This window comes from Streptomyces litmocidini (assembly GCF_014649755.1).
Lineage (GTDB): Bacteria > Actinomycetota > Actinomycetes > Streptomycetales > Streptomycetaceae > Streptomyces > Streptomyces litmocidini.
Genome location: NZ_BMTQ01000007.1, coordinates 139580 through 156556 on the forward strand (window position 1 = coordinate 139580; position 16977 = coordinate 156556).

Genomic DNA, 16977 nt, shown 5'->3' on the forward strand with positions numbered 1-16977 from the left:
GGACGGGCCCTTCGGAACCGGCCGGGACGGGCCCTCCTCCCCGGTGGGCGCCGCCGCCCCCGTGCGGGCCTCCGCCCGGCCGCGCATCCTCGAAGCATGGCCAGCAAGCTTGTCGACCCGCCCGCGCGGACGGGCGCGGGACGGACGGTGCCGGGATGACGTGGTTGTCGGTCCTCGCGGGGGCGGCGCTGATCCTGTTCGCCCTGCGGGACGTCTTCCACACGATCTGGCACCCCACCCGGCACGGCGGCCTGAGCCGACTGGTGATGCGGGGCGTCTGGCGGCTCTCGGCCCATCACCGGGAGCGGTGGCGGCCGGTCGGTCTGGCGGGGCCGGTGGGCATGATGGTGGTCGTCGCCGTCTGGGCGTTCATCGTCTCCGCCGGCTGGGGGCTCGTCTACTGGCCCTCCATGCCGGACGACTTCTCGTACGCCCCGGGGCTCGCGCCCGCCGAGCACGCGGGTCCCGTCGACGCGCTGTACGTCTCGCTCGTCACCCTGGCCACCCTCGGGCTCGGTGACATCGCGCCGACCTCGGAATGGCTGCGGATCCTCGCCCCGCTGGAGGCCCTGGTGGGCTTCGCCCTGCTGTCGGCGACCGTCGCCTGGGTCCTCGGCATCTACCCGGCCCTCGCCCGCCGCAGGGCGCTCGCGCTGCGGCTGTCCCACCTGGGCCGCAACCGCCTCACCACCCAGGCCCTCGACTCCGCCGGGGGCGCCGCGCTCCTGGACGGCCTCGCCTCGGCGCTCTCGACCGTCACCGTCGACTTCCTGCAGTACGCCGAGTCGTACTACTTCTACGACGGGGAGGAGAACATCTCCCTGGCCGGCCGCCTCGGTCACGCCGTCCGCCTGGCGGACCGGGCCGAGCGGGCCCGCCATCCGGACGTCCGGCTCTCCGCGTCGGTCCTGCGCACGGCGCTCGACGACCTGGCCACCGTCCTCGACGAGCGCTTCCTGCGCACCGGCGGGCCTTCCGACGAGGTGTTCAGGGCGTACGCGGCGGACCACGGACGCTCCCGGGACGGCGGGGGCGACGGGCCGTGAGGAGAAACCGCATTCCCCCTCGACACGATCGTCCCGGGCGCCACATCCTGTGCCCCATGGAATACCTCTGCTACCACCGCGACCGGTCCGGGTCCATGCCCCTGCGGCAGGCCCTCCTCGAAGCGCACTGGGCGTACATGGACGGCTTCGCGGAGCGGCTCATCGCGCGCGGGCCGACCTTCGACGCGACGGGCGAACGGTGCACCGGGAGCGTGCACGTCGTCGACCTGCCCGACGCCGCCGCGGCCCGGGCGTTCGCCTTCGACGAGCCCAACTACCAGGCCGGGGTGTACCGGGACGTCCTGTTGCGGCGATGGCACAACACGCTGGGACGGACGATGTGGGAGTTCCCCGGAGGACGCGAGGGCGGCAACCGCTACCTGGTCCTGGGCCTCGGGGAGGGCGAGCCCGTCGACCTCACCCCTCCGCCCGGTCCGGCGGAGCGGGACGACCTGATCGCCTACGGTCCCCTGCTGGCCGACGACGGCACCACCTGGGTGGGCACGGCGGCCCTGGTCCGCGCCCCGGACGGGGCGACGGCCGCGGCCGTCCTGCGGACCCCCGAGCGCTACGCCGACATCGAGGTCCACGACTGGTCCTTCGGCGGGCGCCCGACGACCTGACCGCCCGCCGGACCGCTTCATCCAGCATGTGAGAACCGGCGGCCGGGCGGCCGGTGGAACGCCTCCGCGCCGTCAGGGTTTCCCTGCCCGTGGCCGGTACGCGAGGAACCGGCCGCCCGTCACGCCCGATCTCCCACGAGGACGCCCCGTGTTCACGGTCAACGAGTACTTCGACGGCTCGGTGAAGTCGATCGCCTTCACGCAGGAGGAGGGCCCGGCGACCATCGGCGTCATGGCCCCGGGCGAGTACGAGTTCGGCACCGGCGCTCCGGAGACCGTGCACGTGGTCAGCGGCGCCCTGACGGTCAGGCTGCCCGGCGCCGACGCGTGGAGCACCTTCGCCGCCGGGGACCGCTTCGAGGTCCCCGGGGACAGCAGGTTCCGGCTGACGGTCGCGGTGGAGACCGCCTACCTCTGCGCATACCGCTGAGCCGCGAGCACCGCTGAGCGACGGCCCGCCCGACGGGTCGGAACAGCGAGCCGGCCGAAGGCCCGGGCCCCCGGGCTCCCGGGCTCCCGGGCTCCCGGGCTCCCGGGCTCCCCCCAGCACCGGAAGCCGGTGTCCGCGAGGGCGGTCGTCCGCTCCCGGCCGGACGGCGTCGGGACGATTCGTGTGCGCTCCCTCCCCGTCGGTCTCCGAGGACGGGCGCGGCGCCGGACGAGGGGTCTAGCGGCGGACGCGGGGCATGCCCAGGCCGATCCAGGAGATGATCTCGCGCTGGATCTCGTTGTTGCCGCCGCCGAAGGTGAAGATGACGGCGGAGCGGTAGCCGCGTTCGAGTTCCCCGTGGAGGACGGCGCCCGCCGAGCCCTCCTTGAGGGCGCCGACGGCGCCGACGACCTCCATGAGGGCGGCGTAGGCGTCGCGGCGGGCCTCGGAGCCGTAGACCTTGACGGCGGAGGCGTCCTGGGGGGTGAGGGTGCCGTGCTGGACGGCGTTCACCATCTGCCAGTTGAGGAGCTTCATCGCGTCGAGGCGGGCGTGGGTGCGGGCCAGGGTGCGGCGGACCCAGGGCAGGTCGATGACGCGGCGGCCGTCGGAGAGCGGGGTGTCGGCGGCCCAGCGCCGGACGTCGTGGAGGGCGCGGATCGCCGTGGTGCCGTGGGCGGCGAGGGTGACGCGCTCGTGGTTGAGCTGGTTGGTGATGAGCCGCCAGCCCTTGTTCTCCTCGCCGACGCGGTGGGAGACCGGGACGCGGACGTCGTCGTAGTGGCTCGCGGTGGTGTCGTGCGAGGCGAGGGTGTTGATGATCGTGCAGGAGTAGCCGGGGTCGCTCGTCGGCACGAGGAGCATGGTGATGCCCTTGTGCGGCGGGGCTTCGGGGTCCGTGCGGACGGCGAGCCAGACCCAGTCGGCGGTGTCGCCGTTCGTCGTCCAGATCTTCTGGCCGTTGACGACGTACGCGTCGCCCTCCCGCACCGCGCGGGTCTTCAGGGCGGCCAGGTCGGTGCCCGCGTCGGGCTCGCTGTAACCGATGGCGAAGTCGATCTCGCCGGAGAGGATGCGGGGCAGGAAGTACGCCTTCTGCTCGTCCGTGCCGTAGCGCATGATCGTCGGGCCGACGGTGTTCAGCGCCATCAGCGGCAGCGGCACGCCGGCCTGCGCGGCCTCGTCGAAGAAGATGAACTGTTCCATGGGGGTCAGGCCGCGCCCGCCGTACTCGGTGGGCCAGCCCACCCCGAGCCAGCCTTCGGAGCCGAGGCGCCGCACGGTCTCGCGGTAGAAGCGCTTCTGGGCCGCCGGGTCGGCGTGGCGGGTGTGGACGTCGTCCGGGACCAGTTCGGCGAAGTACGCCCGCAGTTCGGCGCGCAGGCCGTTCTGCGCGGGCGTGTACTCGAGGTGCATGGCGTCCTCCCGTGGCGGCGTCCGGCGGTGTGCCGCGGCATCCGCCGCGTCCCCGTGCGGTGCGACGCGCGACGGCGGACACGGTAGAACGTGTTCCATAAATGCGGAAGCCCCGGGACGGCCGGGGCCCCGGCTCGGTGCGACCGATCCGGGGCCCGCGGGAGGGGAAGGGCGAGAAACCGGCCCGAAGGCCGGCCGGGTCCTATGGCAGGAGCTCCTCCATGGAGGCGCGCCCCTTCTCCGCCATGCGGCGTTCCGCCCAGGCGAGGGTCTTCGGATTCACGTCACGGCCGGAGGCGAGGACCAGGTCCTCGGCCGTGAACTCGCCGCCCTCCGGGCCGGCGTGCAGCTGCTTGTCGGGCGTCGGACGCTCCCCCAGGAACGTCTTGTCGGGCTCAGCGTTCATGCCGCCTCCTACGTGTTCGTCCGGCACTCGCCATTCTCGTGTCCGGTCCCCGTCCGCGCATCCGGGACCGCTCTCGGGCCGCCCGTGCCGTCCGTGTCCCTCGTGCCGCCCCGGGGCGGTCACCCCGTGTCGACGGGGCGTCGACGGGGCGTCGACGGCCCCGGCGAAGGCGGGCCCCCGTCCGAGGGGCCGACCGTGCCCCAGCCGCCGCCCCTGCCCCCGCACCGCCTGCGGGTGACCGCCGTCCACCCGGGTGACCCCGCGCACGCGCCGTGTCACCCGGGGCGCCCCGAGCCTCGACGGCTCCGCCCTCACGGGCCGCTCGGGACGGCGCGGTCCGTGCGGGCCGCGTCACCGCGTGCCGGGCCCCCGGCCGGGGTCCTCCCCCTCCCGGACCGGGGCGGCCGCCCCGGGGGAGAGGCCGGTGCCCTCCTCGTGGCCGCGTGCGTACGCCTCCGGGGGCAGGGCCGCGCGGAGCACCGCCCCGGCGCGGACCCGGATCGCGGCCTCGGTCCGCGCGGTGAAGGGGCGGAAGCCGCCGCCCGTGTCGGCACCGGCGTGTTCGCGGTTGTCGAGGACCAGCGGCATCCGGCGCCCGGCGCAGTGCTCGACGAGGGCAGCGAACCGGCCCTTCGGGTCGGTCGGGGGAACGGCCGGGGTGTGCCGGAGCTGGGCCTCGTGGGCCCCGAGCGCGGTGAGGACGCCGACGGCGACCGTGGACTCCCCGCGTACGGAGGCGAGTTCGGCGAGGTGGACGGGACCCTCGTACGTCCCGGCCGTCTCCGGGGCGAGCCGCGTCTTGCCCACGCCGCCCGGCCCGGTGAGGGTGACGAGCCGCCGCCCGTCCCGGGCGGCGAGCGAGTCCAGTTCGTCGGTCCGGCCGATGAACGGGGTCAGGCGGGCGGGAAGGGCGCCGGACGGAGCGGGTGGCGGGGGCGGCACGGGTCCACCGCCCGTGAGGAGTTCGGCGTGCAGGGAGCGCGGCTCCGGTCCCGGGTCGGTGCCGAGTCGAAGGCCTCGTCGAGGAGCGTGGCCACCCGTTCGGCGTGGCCGGCGGCGAGCGCGGCGGCGCCTTCGGCGGCGAGCCGTTCGAAGCGGTGCGGGTCGACGGCGTCGGGGTCGGCGGCCGGCCGGTGGCCGCCGGGGCGGAGGCGACGGCCTCGCGGCCGAGGGCGCGGCGCAGGCGGCCGACGAGGGCCTGGAGCGCCGCCGTGCGGTCCTGGTCGTCGGTCGGGTCGGCGTCGGCCCACACCTGGTCGATCAGCGCGCCGGGGCCCACCGTGCGCCCTCCGGCCGCGGCGAGCGCGGTGAGGAGTGCCCGGAGCCCGGCGCCGCCGAGGACCGCCTCCGTCCTGTCGTCGGCGCGGAAGGCCCGGGACGGACCGAGGACGCGGCAGGACGGCGGCTGCACCGGCCCGTTCCGGCGCGGACGGGAGGGACCCCCTCGCCCTCTCGACCGGCCCGGCCTCCTCCCTCCCCGGCCTGCGGCCCGGTCCGCTCGCCCCCTCGCTCCAGCCCGCCCCGCCCGGCCCGGTTCGTCGCGGCGAACTCGCGCCACGCCGTGTCGCCGCCATGGCGTCCGCGGGGTGCGGGTTCGACAATGGGGAGGATGACCGATGACGACCGGCGTACGCGCAGTGGCGAGATCGGGCCCGCCGAGTGGCTCGCCATGAACCGGACCGGCAGCTTCGACTGGGATCTCGACACGGGCACCATCGATGTCGACGAGTCCGGGCTGCTGATCTTCGGCGTGGCCCCGGACGCCTTCGACGGACGGCCGTCGTCGATCGTGACGCGCCTGGCGCCCGACGAGCAGGTCAAACTGGAGGACGTCGTACGGCAGGCCGTACGGAGCGGCGCGGTCTCGTACACGGCGCACTTCCCCATCCCGCAGGCCGAGGGGTCACCCCACTGGACGCACGTGCAGGCGCGGATCCTGCGCTCGCCCGACGGCCGGGCCCGGCGGATCGTCGGCATCGTGCGGGACACGACCGCCGAGGTCGCGCACTTCGCCTTCGTGCAGGAGCTGGAGAAGCGGCGCGAGGTCCAGACGAACATCGTCGAGCGGACGACGAACGCGCTGTCGCGCGCGGTGACCGTGGACGACGTGACCGCCGCCCTGACCGGGCCGGGCGGCCTCGCCCGGCTCGGCGCGGACGGTCTCGCCCTCGGTCTCGTCGAGAACGGCTCGCTCAACCTCATCGCGCTCAGCGGCGAGTCCCTCGACGTCCTCGACGACTTCCGCAGCCGTCGCCTCGACCGGAAACTGCCGCTGGCCGAGGCGGTGCTGAGCGGACGGCCCCGGTTCGTCTCCTCGTTCCCCTCGCTGGGGCGGGACTTCCCCGAACTCGCCCCCTACCTGCCGCACCTGGAGTTCCGGGCCGCCTGCTACCTCCCGCTGGTGGCGCAGGCGCGTTCGCTCGGCGGCATGGCCCTGTTCTACCGGGGCCGCACCTCCTTCAACGCCGACGAGCGCAACCTCGCCCTCGGCCTCGCGGCGATCGTCGCCCAGTCGCTCCAGCGGGCGATCCTCTTCGACGAGGAGCGGGAGTTGGCCACCGGACTCCAGGCGACGATGCTGCCGCGTCGGATCCCGCAGTTCACCGGCGGCGAGATCGCCGTCCGCTACCACGCGGCGTGGAGCGGACGGCAGGTCGGCGGCGACTGGTACGACGTGATCCCGCTGCCGCGCGGCCGGGTCGGGGTCGTCGTCGGCGACGTCCAGGGCCACGACACGCACGCCGCCGCCATCATGGGGCAGCTGCGGATCGCCCTGCGCGCGTACGCCGGTGAGGGGCACGCCCCGTCGACCGTCCTGGCCCGGGCCTCCCGGTTCCTCGCCGAGCTGGACACCAACCGCTTCGCGACCTGCACGTACGCGCAGGTGGACCTGGCGAGCGGCGCCCTGCGCGCCGTACGGGCCGGGCATCTCGATCCGTTGATCCGGCACACCGACGGCCGGGTCGGGCAGCCGAAGCTGCGGGGTGGGCTCCCGCTGGGCCTCGCGACCGTGTTCGGCGACGAGGAGTTCCCGGAGACGCGGCTCGACCTGGTGCCCGGCGAGACGCTGGTGCTCTGCACGGACGGGCTCGTCGAGCAGCCCGGCTCGGACATCGAGTCCGGTCTCGCCGCGCTCTCGGGCGCGATCGCCAGCGGTCCGCCGCAGGCGGAGGCGCTCGCCGACCACCTCTCCGAACGCCTCTGGGAGCGGTGGGGTTCGGGCGACGACGTGGCGCTCCTGGTGCTGCGGCGCAGTCCGGACCCGGGCACGCCCCGGGCGCCGCGCATCCACCAGTACATCCACCAGGCCGATCCGCAGGGGCTCTCGGACGCGCGGGCGGCCGTCGGGCAGGCGCTCCGCGACTGGGGCATGCCGGAACTCGTCGACGACGCGGAGCTGTTGACGGGTGAGCTGCTCGTGAACGTGCTGCTGCACACCGAGGGCGGAGCGGTGCTGACGCTGGAGGTGCTGCCCGAGCCGGTGCGGCGGGTGCGGCTCTCGGTGCAGGACCGGTCGAGCGCCTGGCCCCGGCGGCGCACCCCCGGCGAGGCCGCGACCTCGGGCCGGGGGATGCTCCTGATCGACGCGCTGGCCTCCCGGTGGGGCGTGGAGCCGCGCGGCGAGGGCAAGGCCGTGTGGTGCGAGATCGGGCCCGCGCAGGTGACGGTCGACGCCGCCCCCGGCGGTGGGTGAGGAGGCCGCCGTGGACCCCGTCGCCGCGCTGGACCGCATCGCGTTCCTGCTGGAACGCGCCGGGGCGCCGGGCTACCGGGCGCGCGCCTTCCGGACCGCCGCCGCGGTCGTCGCGGCCCTGCCGGAGGGCGAGGCGGCCCGGCTGTCGGCGGCGGGCGCCCTGGAGTCGTTGAAGGGCATCGGGCCGAAGACGGCGGCGGTGGTGCGCGAGGCCCTGGAGGGCCGGGTTCCGGAGTATCTGGCGCACCTGGAGGAGGAGTCGGAGGCCGCCCCGGGACCGACGGAGGGGGACGGTCGCGCGGGCGGGGCGCTGCGGGCGGCCCTGCGCGGTGACTGCCATCTGCATTCGGACTGGTCCGACGGCGGCGCCGGCATCGAGGCCATGGGGCGGACGGCGGCGGCGATCGGGCACGAGTGGGCGGTCCTCACCGACCACTCGCCGCGTCTGACGGTGGCGCGGGGCCTGTCCCCCGAGCGCCTGCGGCGCCAACTGGACGTGGTGGCGCGGCTCAACGAGGAGTGGGCGCCGTTCCGGCTCCTCACCGGGATCGAGTGCGACATCCTGGACGACGGCTCGCTCGACCAGGAGCCGGAGCTGCTCGACCGCCTCGACCTGGTCGTCGGCTCGGTCCACTCGAAGCTCCGGATGGACGCCCGGTCGATGACCCGCCGCCTCGAACGGGCCGTGCGCGACCCGCTGGTGGACGTGCTCGGGCACTGCACGGGACGCCTGGTGGCGGGCGGGCGGCTGCGGCCCGAGTCCGGGTTCGACGCGGAGCGCGTCTTCGCCGCCTGCGCCGAGTCGGGGACGGCCGTGGAGATCAACAGCCGCCCGGAGCGCCTCGATCCGCCGCGCCGGCTGTTGCGGACGGCGGTCGCGGCGGGCACGTGCTTCGCCGTCGACACGGACGCCCACGCGCCCGGTCAGCTGGAGTGGCAGATCCTGGGTTGCGCACGGGCCGAGGAGTGCGGGGTCCCGCCGGAGCGGGTGATCAACACCTGGCCGGCGGAGCGGCTGCTGGAGTGGGCGCGGGGCTGAGGCGCCGGCGGAGCCGGAGGAGGCCGGCTCCGCCGGGCGTCAGGCGCGCTGCCAGACCGTGGTCGCGTTGCAGAACTCGCGGATGCCGTGGCCGGAGAGCTCCCGGCCGTACCCCGAGCGCTTGATCCCGCCGAAGGGGAGCGCGGGGTGCGAGGCCGTCATGCCGTTGACGAAGACGCCGCCCGCCTCCAGGTCGCGGACGAAGAACGCGATGTCCTCCTGGGAGCGCGTCCAGACGTTGGAACTGAGGCCGAACGGGGAGTCGTTGGCGACGGCCACCGCCTCCTCGACGTCATGGACCGGGTAGACGGTGGCGACCGGGCCGAAGGCCTCCTCGTGGTGGATCCGCATCTCCGGCGTGATGCCGGTGAGGACGGTGGGCCGGTAGTACCAGCCGTTCCGGAGCGCGGGCTCCTCCGGGCGCTGTCCGCCGCAGAGGACGGTGGCGCCCCGCTCGACGGCGTCGTCGACGAGCGCCTCCAGGTCGGCCCGGCCCTGCTCGGTGGCGAGGGGGCCGACGTCGGTGGACTCGTCGAGGGGGTCGCCGACGGTGAGGGCGTTCATGGCGGCGGTGAAGCGCTCCGAGAAGTCGTCGTACACGTCGTGGTGGACGATGAACCGTTTGGCGGCGATGCAGGACTGTCCGTTGTTCTGCACGCGCGCGGTGACGGCGGTCTTCACGGCTCCGACGATGTCGGCGGAGGGCATGACGATGTACGGGTCGCTGCCGCCGAGCTCCAGGACGGTCTTCTTCACCTCGCCGCCCGCGACGGCGGCGACGGACCGGCCGGCCGGCTCGCTGCCGGTGAGGGTGGCGGCCACCACCCGGGGGTCCCGGAGGACGCCCTCGACCTCGCGGGAGCCGATGAGGAGGGTCTGGAAGCAGCCGTCCGGATATCCGGCGCGCCGGAAGAGGTCGCCCAGGTAGAGCGCGGTCCTCGGCACGTTGGAGGCGTGTTTGAGCAGGCCGGTGTTGCCCGCCATGAGCGCGGGCGCGGCGAAGCGGATCACCTGCCAGAGCGGGAAGTTCCACGGCATGACGGCGAGGATCGGGCCGAGGGGCCGGTAGTGGACCCGGGCCATGTCGGCGCCCGAGTCCTGGACGTCGCTCTCGGCCGGGTGCTCGTCGGCGAGCAGTTCCTCCGCCTTCTTGGCGTACCAGCGCATGGCCTTCGCGCACTTGGCGGCCTCCGCGCGGGCGGCGACGATCGGCTTGCCCATCTCGGTGGTCATGGTGCGGGCGATGTCCTCGGTGTCCTCGTCGAGGAGGGTCGCGGCGGCGCGCATGAGCCGGGAGCGCTCGGCGAAGGAGGTCGTGCGGTACTGGCGGTACGCCTCGTGCGCGGCGGCGATGCGCCGCTCGACCTCCTCGGGCCCGTGGGCCTCGTAGGTGCGCAGCGTCTCACCCGTCGCGGGGTTCACGGTGGCGATGCCCATGACGTGCCTCCTGCCCTCGGCCCCCGTCCGTAACCTTTCCCTCCCCGAACTCCCCCCCTCCCCGAACCTTCCCCTCCCCGGCCGTCGGCGCAACAGGGGCGGGGCGGCGGGGTGACCCCCCGCCCGATCGGCCGGAGCTGGACCGGTCCCAAGGATGCGCGATACGGACTATTCGGGAGGATGGGCACAGAAGCATCCACACGGAGCTCACGAACGAGAGGCATTCGTCATGGCTGTTTCCAGCACTCCGATCGGGCTCACCCGGGGCGCGCACGTCGGGATCTCGGTCTCGGACCTGGACGTGGCGATCGATTTCTACCAGGCCCTGACGGGGCGGCCGCCCGTCGCGCAGGGGACCATGCACAGCGTGCGCCTCGGCACGTCGCAGGGGTTGCCCGACGCGCACCTGCGGTACGCCACGATCAACATCGACGGCCTCGGCATCGACCTGATCGAGTTCCAGGATCCGGTGGGCTGGCGGACGAACGGGGCGGCGAACCGCCCGGGATCCATGCACCTCTGCTTCGCGGTCGACGACTTCGACGCCGTGTACAAGCGCATGAAGGAGGCCGGTTACGACTTCCTCGGCGACGACTACACGTTTCTCGCGGGCGAGGTCACCCCGGACGCGGCCCTCGGCACCAGGGTCGCGTATTTCAACGACCCCGACGGCACCAACCTGGAGATCATCGAGCCCAGGGGCGGATTCGCCCCGTAGGCGCCGCGAAGACCCGCGGGCGGAGCACGACGCCTCGCGCCGCCCTCCCGACGCCGCCCGGGACCGGCGGGCCCGCTCCCCCGGCCGGGCGCCCGGGGGAGCGGGCCCCCTCGGCGTCCGCCGCACGGCGGTCGGACCTCACCGCGAGGGGGCCGCCGGAGCGGGACCGGCCGTCAGCCAGGTCAGGGCCCCCCTGAGGTGGGCCCGGAAGGCGGGGTCGCCGTAGGTTTCGGACGCGTGCCCCAGGGCGGTGAAGAAGACGCGGCCCCGGTCGATCTCCCGGCACCAGACCAGCGGGTGGTCGGCACCGTGGGTGCCGCCCCGGTAGGTGGTCTCGTCGGCCCGGGCCAGGACCCGTACGGGCTGCCCGGAGGTCCGGGGGTCCGAGGTGAAGTTGTACCACTCGTCCGTCCGCTCCCAGCGTTCCGGAAGCGGGGCGGTCGCCGGGTGTTCCCGGTCGTCGACGAGCACCGTGCCCGGCTGGATCTCCGGGTGCCCGTCGAAACGGGTGCCGAGCAGTTCGCCGTAGAAGGGCCAGTCGGGTTCGGCGTTGGCGGCGGCGTGGACGGCGAGGAGGGAGCCGCCGTTCCGGAGGTACGCCTCGAAGGCGGCACGCCCCCCGGGCGTCAGGACGTTCCCCGTCGTGGAGAGGAGGACGACGACGGCGCACCCCTCCAGGCGCTCCGGCGTGAAGACCGCCGGGTCCTCGGTGACCTCGGCCGTCCGGCCGAGGTCCGCCGCCAGCTCGACGAGAGCGGCGGCTCCGGCGGGGATCGAGTCGTGGCGGTACCCGGCCGTGCGGGTGTGGACGAGGACGTCGGCAGTGGTCACGCGAAGGGCTCCAGGAAGGGCGGCGGGAGGAGGAACGGCTCCGAAAGCGAGGAGGGAAAGCGCTTTCCCCCCCTCCGTGACCGTAGCCACCCGAAACCGCGGGCCGCAACCCCTCCCGTTCCCGCCCACCGCCCCGATGACATCCCTTCACGATCATGGCCGACGGCCCTCGCCCACGTCGCCGGCCGCTCCACCGGCGATCCGCTCGATCCGGACCCGCGGGTCACCCTCGACTTCCCTCCGCACTTCCCGCACCGGCTCGCGGACGAGGGGTCCACCGCTCCCAGTTCGTCACCGGCACCGGCACCGGCGGCCTCCCCGCCCGCCCCGGCGGGGACCACCGGCACGGGGAGAGCCGCATCTTCGGCGGCGCGTACGACGCCGCCCCGGCGGAGACGCGCCCGGTCCACGGCGCGCCCGACCTCCGCCACCGCCCCTTCGGCGCCGCGCCCCGCTTCGGCTCCGCCCATCTGCGGCTCACGGCGGCCTCCGTGGAGCGCGCGAGCTTCTGCCACCCCGACAGCTTCCTGGAGCCCGGCGACTTCGGCGTCGCGCCCCGGATGCGGCTGATCGCCCTCGCCGGGGCCGACGAGAAGATCCGCTCGACGACCACATCGAGGCCCAGGTGCACGGGCCGGTCGTGATCGGGCGGGACGTGGAGGCGCTGGTTCTGGACCCGAGCCACCGGGGTACGGAGGTGGAGGAGGCGGCGCGGCGGCTGCCGTGCCGGGTGGAGTGGCACGGGGGTTTCCGCGTCTCCGTCGACGAACTGCGGCGGCACCCCGGCTTCCGGGGGCCCGGGTACGTGGAACCGGCGGCCCGGATCGCCGTCGACGGCCTGCTGGACCCGCGGATCGTGCAGGAGGCGGCGGCGCCAGGGCGGTACGACCCGCAGGGCGTGAAGGAGGTCTGGCACCACCTGGCCCGTTTCGGCGCCCCGACGAGCTGAGCGGCGCCCCGCCCGGGACGGTGCGGCGACGCCCCGGGCCGGGCGCCGGTCCCGCGTCCGGCCCGGCCGTCGGCTGAGCCGTGCGCCACACCGGCTCCCGATGCATTGGCGTATCGGATACACCTCTGTATCTTTTGGCGCGCCGTGCACCACTCACGCGTCACCCACGCGCCCCGCTCACCGAGGAGCCGCCATGAGCACCGTGCCGCCCGCGATCGCCGCCGCCGTCGGGCCCCTGCCCGAGGGGGCCGTCGTCCCGCTGCCGCCCACCTTCGACTCCGTCGAGGAGGAGCGCGCGTACCGCAAGGAACAGCTCGCCGCCGGGTTCCGGATCTTCGGGAGGTTCGGCTTCTCCGAGGGCGTCGCCGGGCACATCACCGTCCGCGATCCGGGCGACCCGGATGCCTTCTGGGTCAACCCCTTCGGCATGAGCTTCACCCAGATCAAGGCCTCGGACCTGATCCTGGTCGACCACGAGGGGAACGTCCTCGAAGGGCGCCGGCCCGTGAACCGGGCCGCGTTCGTCATCCACTCCCGGGTCCACGCCGCCCGCCCCGACGCGATCGCCGCCGCGCACTCGCACTCCCTGCACGGCAAGGCCTTCTCCAGCCTCGGCGTCCCGCTCGACCCGATCACCCAGGACGCCTGCGCGTTCTTCGAGGACCACGGGATCTACGACGACTACCGGGGCGTCGTGAACGAGACCGAGGAGGGCGAACGGGTCGCCAAGGCCCTCGGCGACCACAAGGCGGTCATCCTCAAGAACCACGGGCTGCTCACCGTCGGCCACTCCGTCGCCGAGGCCGTGTGGTGGTTCGTCACCATGGAGCGCTCCTGCCAGGCGCAGCTCCTCGCGATGGCGGCGGGCACCCCGCAGCTCATCGACCGCGAGACGGCCCTCCTCACCCGGGGGCAGATCGGCGGGCACCTGGCCGGGTGGTTCCAGGCGCGCCCCCTGTGGGATCAGATCACCGCGTCCGACCCCGACCTCTTCGACTGACTCCCGGGCCGGTCGGAGGGGCCGGGGACCTCACGCGTCGTCGCCTCCAGGAGGGGGACGAGGAACTGCCGCTCCAGGGTGCCGGGCAGCAGCTCGGCCGGCTCCACGTAGCTCTGCGCGAGACCGCCCTCGCGCAGGGCGATGAGGAGCCGGGCGAACCGGTCGGCGCTCACGGTCAGTTCGCGTCCGGCGCGGCGCAGCACGAGGGTGAGGCCGCGGGCGATCTCGGCCCGCAGCCGCTCGTCGTGGCGCGCGAGCACCCAGGCGGCCTGCGGGTCGCGGATGGCGTGCAGGGTGAACTCGGTGGTGACGAGGTACCACTCCCGCTCGTCCGGTTCGACGCGGGCGGCGAGCTCCGCGAGCCGGGGCAGGGTGTACTCCTCGGGCGCCAGCGCGTCGATGGACTCGGCGAGGCGCCGTACGGTCCGCTCGCTGTGCTCGTCGAAGAGGGCGAGGAAGAGCTCTTCCTTGCTCGCGAAGTTCGAGTAGTACGCGCCCCGCGTGTAACCGGCGCGCTCGCAGATCTGCTCGATCGTCGTCGCGTGGAAGCCGTGCTCGGCGAAGGTCTCCAGTGCTGCCTTCAGGAGCGCCGCGCGGGTGCGGGGCCGCCTCCTGGTGACGCCTTTCGGCACGGGTGCGTCCTCCTCGTCAGACAGGCCCTGAGGCCGCTCGCGCGGCGGACGCCCACCTTACCGGCGTCTCCTTCCCGGGCGGCGATCAGCGTCGGCGGATAAAATTCACGCATGGCAGAGCGGCCCTTCGTGCCCGCGGCACCTGATCTGATCCTCGAGATGGACGGGGACGCGACGCTCATGAACCCGAGTCGCGTCTATCGCATCGGGCGCGACCCCACCAGCGACATCGTGCTCGCGGACGCCCGGGCGTCCTGGCACCACGCGGTGCTCAGCGCCGTGGACGGCCACTGGACCCTGGCGGACGAGGGCAGTACGAACGGCACGTTCGCGGACGGCCTGCGGGTCGCCCGGGAACGGCCGGTCGGTCCCGGGACGGTCGTGCGGTTCGGGCATCCGGCCGACGGACCGCGCGCGGTCCTCTCGACCGGCGCCCCGGCCCGGCCGGCGGGGCCTCGCGCCGCACCGGCGCCCCCTCCCCCGCCGGAGCCCGTACGGGAGACCCCGCCGGAGCCCGCATGGGAGGCCCAGCCGGAGCCCGCATGGGAGGCCCCGCCGGAGCCCGCACCGGAAGACGTGCGGCCGGCCGGGTCACCGCCCCGGCCGGAGGGCGTGCGGGAAGCCGCGCCGCCGCCGGAGGCTCCGCCGGAGCACCGGCCCGAGGCCCCGTCCGACCCCGCTCCCGCCCCCGACCCCGTACCGGGGTCCGAGGTCCTCCGGCCGCCCTCCGTCTCGCGTCCCGCCATGACCGGCACCTTCCGGCAGCCGACGTCCGTGCGGCCGCTGCCGGCCCGCACCGTCCGGATCGGGCGCGCCCCCGACAACGACGTGGTCGTCGCCGACCTGGTCGTGTCCCGGCGGCACGCCGAACTCCGTGCCCACCCCGACGGCACCTACTGGATCCACGACCTCGGCAGTCACAACGGCACCTTCCTGAACGGCGCCCCCGTCGTGGACGCCCGCGTGACGACGGAGGACATCGTCGGCATCGGCCGGTCCGCGTTCTGCCTGATCGGCGGACAGCTCGTCGAGTTCACCGACACCGGCGAGGTCTCGCTCGACGTCCGGTCGCTCGCGGTGACCGTCGACCACGGACGCCGCACGCTCCTCGACGAGGTGTCGTTCCCGGTGGGCGAGAAGTGCCTGCTCGCGGTCGTCGGCCCGTCCGGGGCCGGGAAGTCGACGCTCCTGAACGCGCTCACCGGTCAGCGCCCGGCCGACCGGGGCACGGTGCTCTACGACGGCCGTGACCTCTACCGGGACTACGCCGAACTGCGCCAGCGCATCGGGCTCGTCCCGCAGGACGACATCCTGCACCTCCAGCTCACCGTCCGGCGGGCCCTCGGGTACGCCGCCGAACTGCGCTTCCCCGAGGACACGGTGGCGGCCGAACGGCAGGCCCGGGTCGACGAGGTGATCCGGGAACTCGGGCTCGTGGAGCGCGCCGACCAGCCGATCCACAGCCTCTCCGGCGGCCAGCGCAAGCGGGTGAGCGTCGCCCTCGAACTGCTCACCAAGCCCTCCCTGCTCTTCCTGGACGAGCCGACCTCCGGGCTCGATCCGGGCATGGACCGCTCCGTGATGCACATGCTGCGCGGGCTCGCGGACGACGGGCGCACGGTCGTCGTGGTCACGCACAGCGTGCTCAGCCTCGACGGGTGCGACCGGCTGCTCGTGCTCGCGCCGGGCGGCCGGATCGCCTACTACGGGCCGCCCGGGGACGCGCTCGGCTTCTTCGGCTTCGAGCAGTGGCCGGAGGCCTTCGAGGCCTTCGAGAACGACCGGGACCGCGACTGGGCAGGACAGTACCGGGCCTCCCGCTTCCATCGCCGGTACATCGCGGACACGACGGCCGGTCCCGACGTCCCCGTGCCCGGCGCCTCCGCGGGCGGGGCCGGGGCCGGGGAACCCGCCCCTCCGCCGAAGGCGCAGAGCTGGGGCTCCCAGCTGCGGACGCTCGTGCGCCGGTACGCGGCGGCGCTCTCCGCCGACCGGACCTTCCTCGCCATCATGATCGCGCTGCCGTTCGTGATGGGCGCCATGGCCCGGGCGCTGTCCGAGGGCAGCCTCAACCCCGAGTCGACGCTGAACGTGCTGCTCATCCTCTGCGTGGGCGGCGTCCTCACGGGCGCCGCGAACGCCGTGCGGGAGCTGGTCAAGGAGCGCTCGATCTACCGGCGCGAGAGAGCCGTCGGCCTCTCCCGTTCCGCCTATCTCGCCTCGAAGGTGGTGGTCCTCGGGCTGATCACGGTCGTGCAGGCGGTGGTCCTGACGCTGGTGGCGCTGATCGGCGTACCGCTGAACGTGCCCGGCGGCAAGGGCGTCCTGATGCCGCCCCTGGTGGAGATCACCCTCGCCGTCGCGCTGCTCTCCTTCACGGCGATGATGCTCGGCCTGCTGGTCTCGGCGCTGGTCCGCAAGGAGGAGGTGACGATGCCGCTGCTCGTCCTCCTCGCGATCGTGCAGGTGGTGTTCTGCGGGGCGCTCCTGAAGGTGCGCGGCACGCCCGTCCTGGAGCAGCTGGCCTGGCTCGTGCCCTCGCGGTGGGCGTTCGCGGCGATGGGCGCGACGATCGACATCGGGAAGATCGCACCGAGCGAGAAGACCGCCGATCCGCTGATGCGGCACACGGCGGAGGCCTGGCTGTTCGACATGGGCGTCCTGGTGGTGCTCTGTCTCGTCCTCGGCCTGCTCGTGGCGCGGCTGCTGCGCCGCCACGAGCCGGTCGTGATGCGGAGGTAGGCCCGTGAGCCCTC

Annotated in this window: 14 protein-coding genes and 1 pseudogene; 9 read left to right on the forward strand and 6 right to left on the reverse strand. The window is 74.4% G+C overall.

Features of this window, described 5'->3' with window-relative positions:
- The first annotated feature begins 155 nt into the window (after nucleotides 1–155).
- From IE180_RS17540 to ppnP, 3 genes are all read left to right on the forward strand, one after another.
- Nucleotides 156–1046 (forward strand): potassium channel family protein, encoded by an 891-nt coding sequence (locus IE180_RS17540; RefSeq protein WP_190157817.1) that lies wholly within the window; start codon nucleotides 156–158, stop codon nucleotides 1044–1046.
- Nucleotides 1047–1102: 56 nt separating this feature from the next.
- Entirely contained in the window at nucleotides 1103–1669 is a 567-nt protein-coding gene (locus tag IE180_RS17545) for a YciI family protein (RefSeq protein WP_190157818.1), read from the forward strand.
- 148 nt (nucleotides 1670–1817) lie between these two features.
- Nucleotides 1818–2099 carry a pyrimidine/purine nucleoside phosphorylase gene (gene ppnP / locus IE180_RS17550; protein ID WP_190157819.1) on the forward strand — a complete coding sequence of 94 codons (282 nt, stop codon included), beginning with the start codon at nucleotides 1818–1820 and terminating at the stop codon, nucleotides 2097–2099.
- A gap of 237 nt (nucleotides 2100–2336) precedes the next feature.
- Here ppnP and IE180_RS17555 read toward each other — a convergent pair whose 3' ends face one another.
- From IE180_RS17555 to IE180_RS36450, 3 genes are all read right to left on the reverse strand, one after another.
- Entirely contained in the window at nucleotides 2337–3515 is a 1179-nt protein-coding gene (locus IE180_RS17555) for an acyl-CoA dehydrogenase family protein (protein WP_190157820.1), read from the reverse strand.
- A 202-nt stretch (nucleotides 3516–3717) separates the two neighbouring features.
- On the reverse strand, nucleotides 3718–3921 hold the full coding sequence (locus tag IE180_RS17560) for a hypothetical protein (protein WP_030692259.1): 204 nt from the start codon (nucleotides 3919–3921) through the stop codon (nucleotides 3718–3720).
- 351 nt (nucleotides 3922–4272) lie between these two features.
- Nucleotides 4273–4863, reverse strand: coding sequence for a hypothetical protein (locus IE180_RS36450; RefSeq protein ID WP_229860545.1), 591 nt, complete (start codon nucleotides 4861–4863; stop codon nucleotides 4273–4275).
- 667 nt (nucleotides 4864–5530) lie between these two features.
- Here IE180_RS36450 and IE180_RS17570 point away from each other — a divergent pair.
- A complete protein-coding gene (locus IE180_RS17570; protein ID WP_190157821.1) occupies nucleotides 5531–7615 on the forward strand; it encodes a SpoIIE family protein phosphatase in 2085 nt (694 codons plus the stop codon).
- Nucleotides 7616–7625: 10 nt separating this feature from the next.
- Nucleotides 7626–8654, forward strand: a complete 1029-nt coding sequence (locus IE180_RS17575) for a PHP domain-containing protein (RefSeq protein WP_190157822.1) — start codon at nucleotides 7626–7628, stop codon at nucleotides 8652–8654.
- Between the two features lie 39 nt (nucleotides 8655–8693).
- Here the strand turns inward: IE180_RS17575 and IE180_RS17580 are convergent, their stop codons facing one another.
- The gene (locus tag IE180_RS17580) at nucleotides 8694–10091 is read right to left on the reverse strand and encodes an NADP-dependent succinic semialdehyde dehydrogenase (protein WP_190157823.1); all 1398 of its coding nucleotides are present in this window, start codon (nucleotides 10089–10091) and stop codon (nucleotides 8694–8696) included.
- Nucleotides 10092–10320: 229 nt separating this feature from the next.
- Between IE180_RS17580 and IE180_RS17585 the strand changes: the two genes are divergently transcribed.
- Nucleotides 10321–10809 carry a VOC family protein gene (locus IE180_RS17585; RefSeq protein ID WP_190157824.1) on the forward strand — a complete coding sequence of 163 codons (489 nt, stop codon included), beginning with the start codon at nucleotides 10321–10323 and terminating at the stop codon, nucleotides 10807–10809.
- Between the two features lie 138 nt (nucleotides 10810–10947).
- Here the strand turns inward: IE180_RS17585 and IE180_RS17590 are convergent, their stop codons facing one another.
- Nucleotides 10948–11640, reverse strand: a complete 693-nt coding sequence (locus IE180_RS17590) for a ThuA domain-containing protein (protein ID WP_190157825.1) — start codon at nucleotides 11638–11640, stop codon at nucleotides 10948–10950.
- A 141-nt stretch (nucleotides 11641–11781) separates the two neighbouring features.
- Between IE180_RS17590 and IE180_RS37510 the strand changes: the two are divergent.
- Nucleotides 11782–12589: pseudogene (locus IE180_RS37510) on the forward strand (DUF3626 domain-containing protein).
- 193 nt (nucleotides 12590–12782) lie between these two features.
- Entirely contained in the window at nucleotides 12783–13589 is an 807-nt protein-coding gene (locus IE180_RS17600; RefSeq protein WP_190157826.1) for a class II aldolase/adducin family protein, read from the forward strand.
- On the opposite strand, the gene IE180_RS17605 is transcribed toward IE180_RS17600, so the two are convergent.
- On the reverse strand, nucleotides 13553–14221 hold the full coding sequence (locus IE180_RS17605; protein ID WP_190157827.1) for a TetR/AcrR family transcriptional regulator: 669 nt from the start codon (nucleotides 14219–14221) through the stop codon (nucleotides 13553–13555). The genes IE180_RS17600 and IE180_RS17605 overlap by 37 nt on opposite strands.
- A 111-nt stretch (nucleotides 14222–14332) precedes the next feature.
- Between IE180_RS17605 and IE180_RS17610 the strand changes: the two genes are divergently transcribed.
- Complete coding sequence (locus IE180_RS17610; RefSeq protein WP_190157828.1) at nucleotides 14333–16963, forward strand: FHA domain-containing protein; 2631 nt, start codon at nucleotides 14333–14335, stop codon at nucleotides 16961–16963.
- Nucleotides 16964–16977 lie beyond the last annotated feature (14 nt).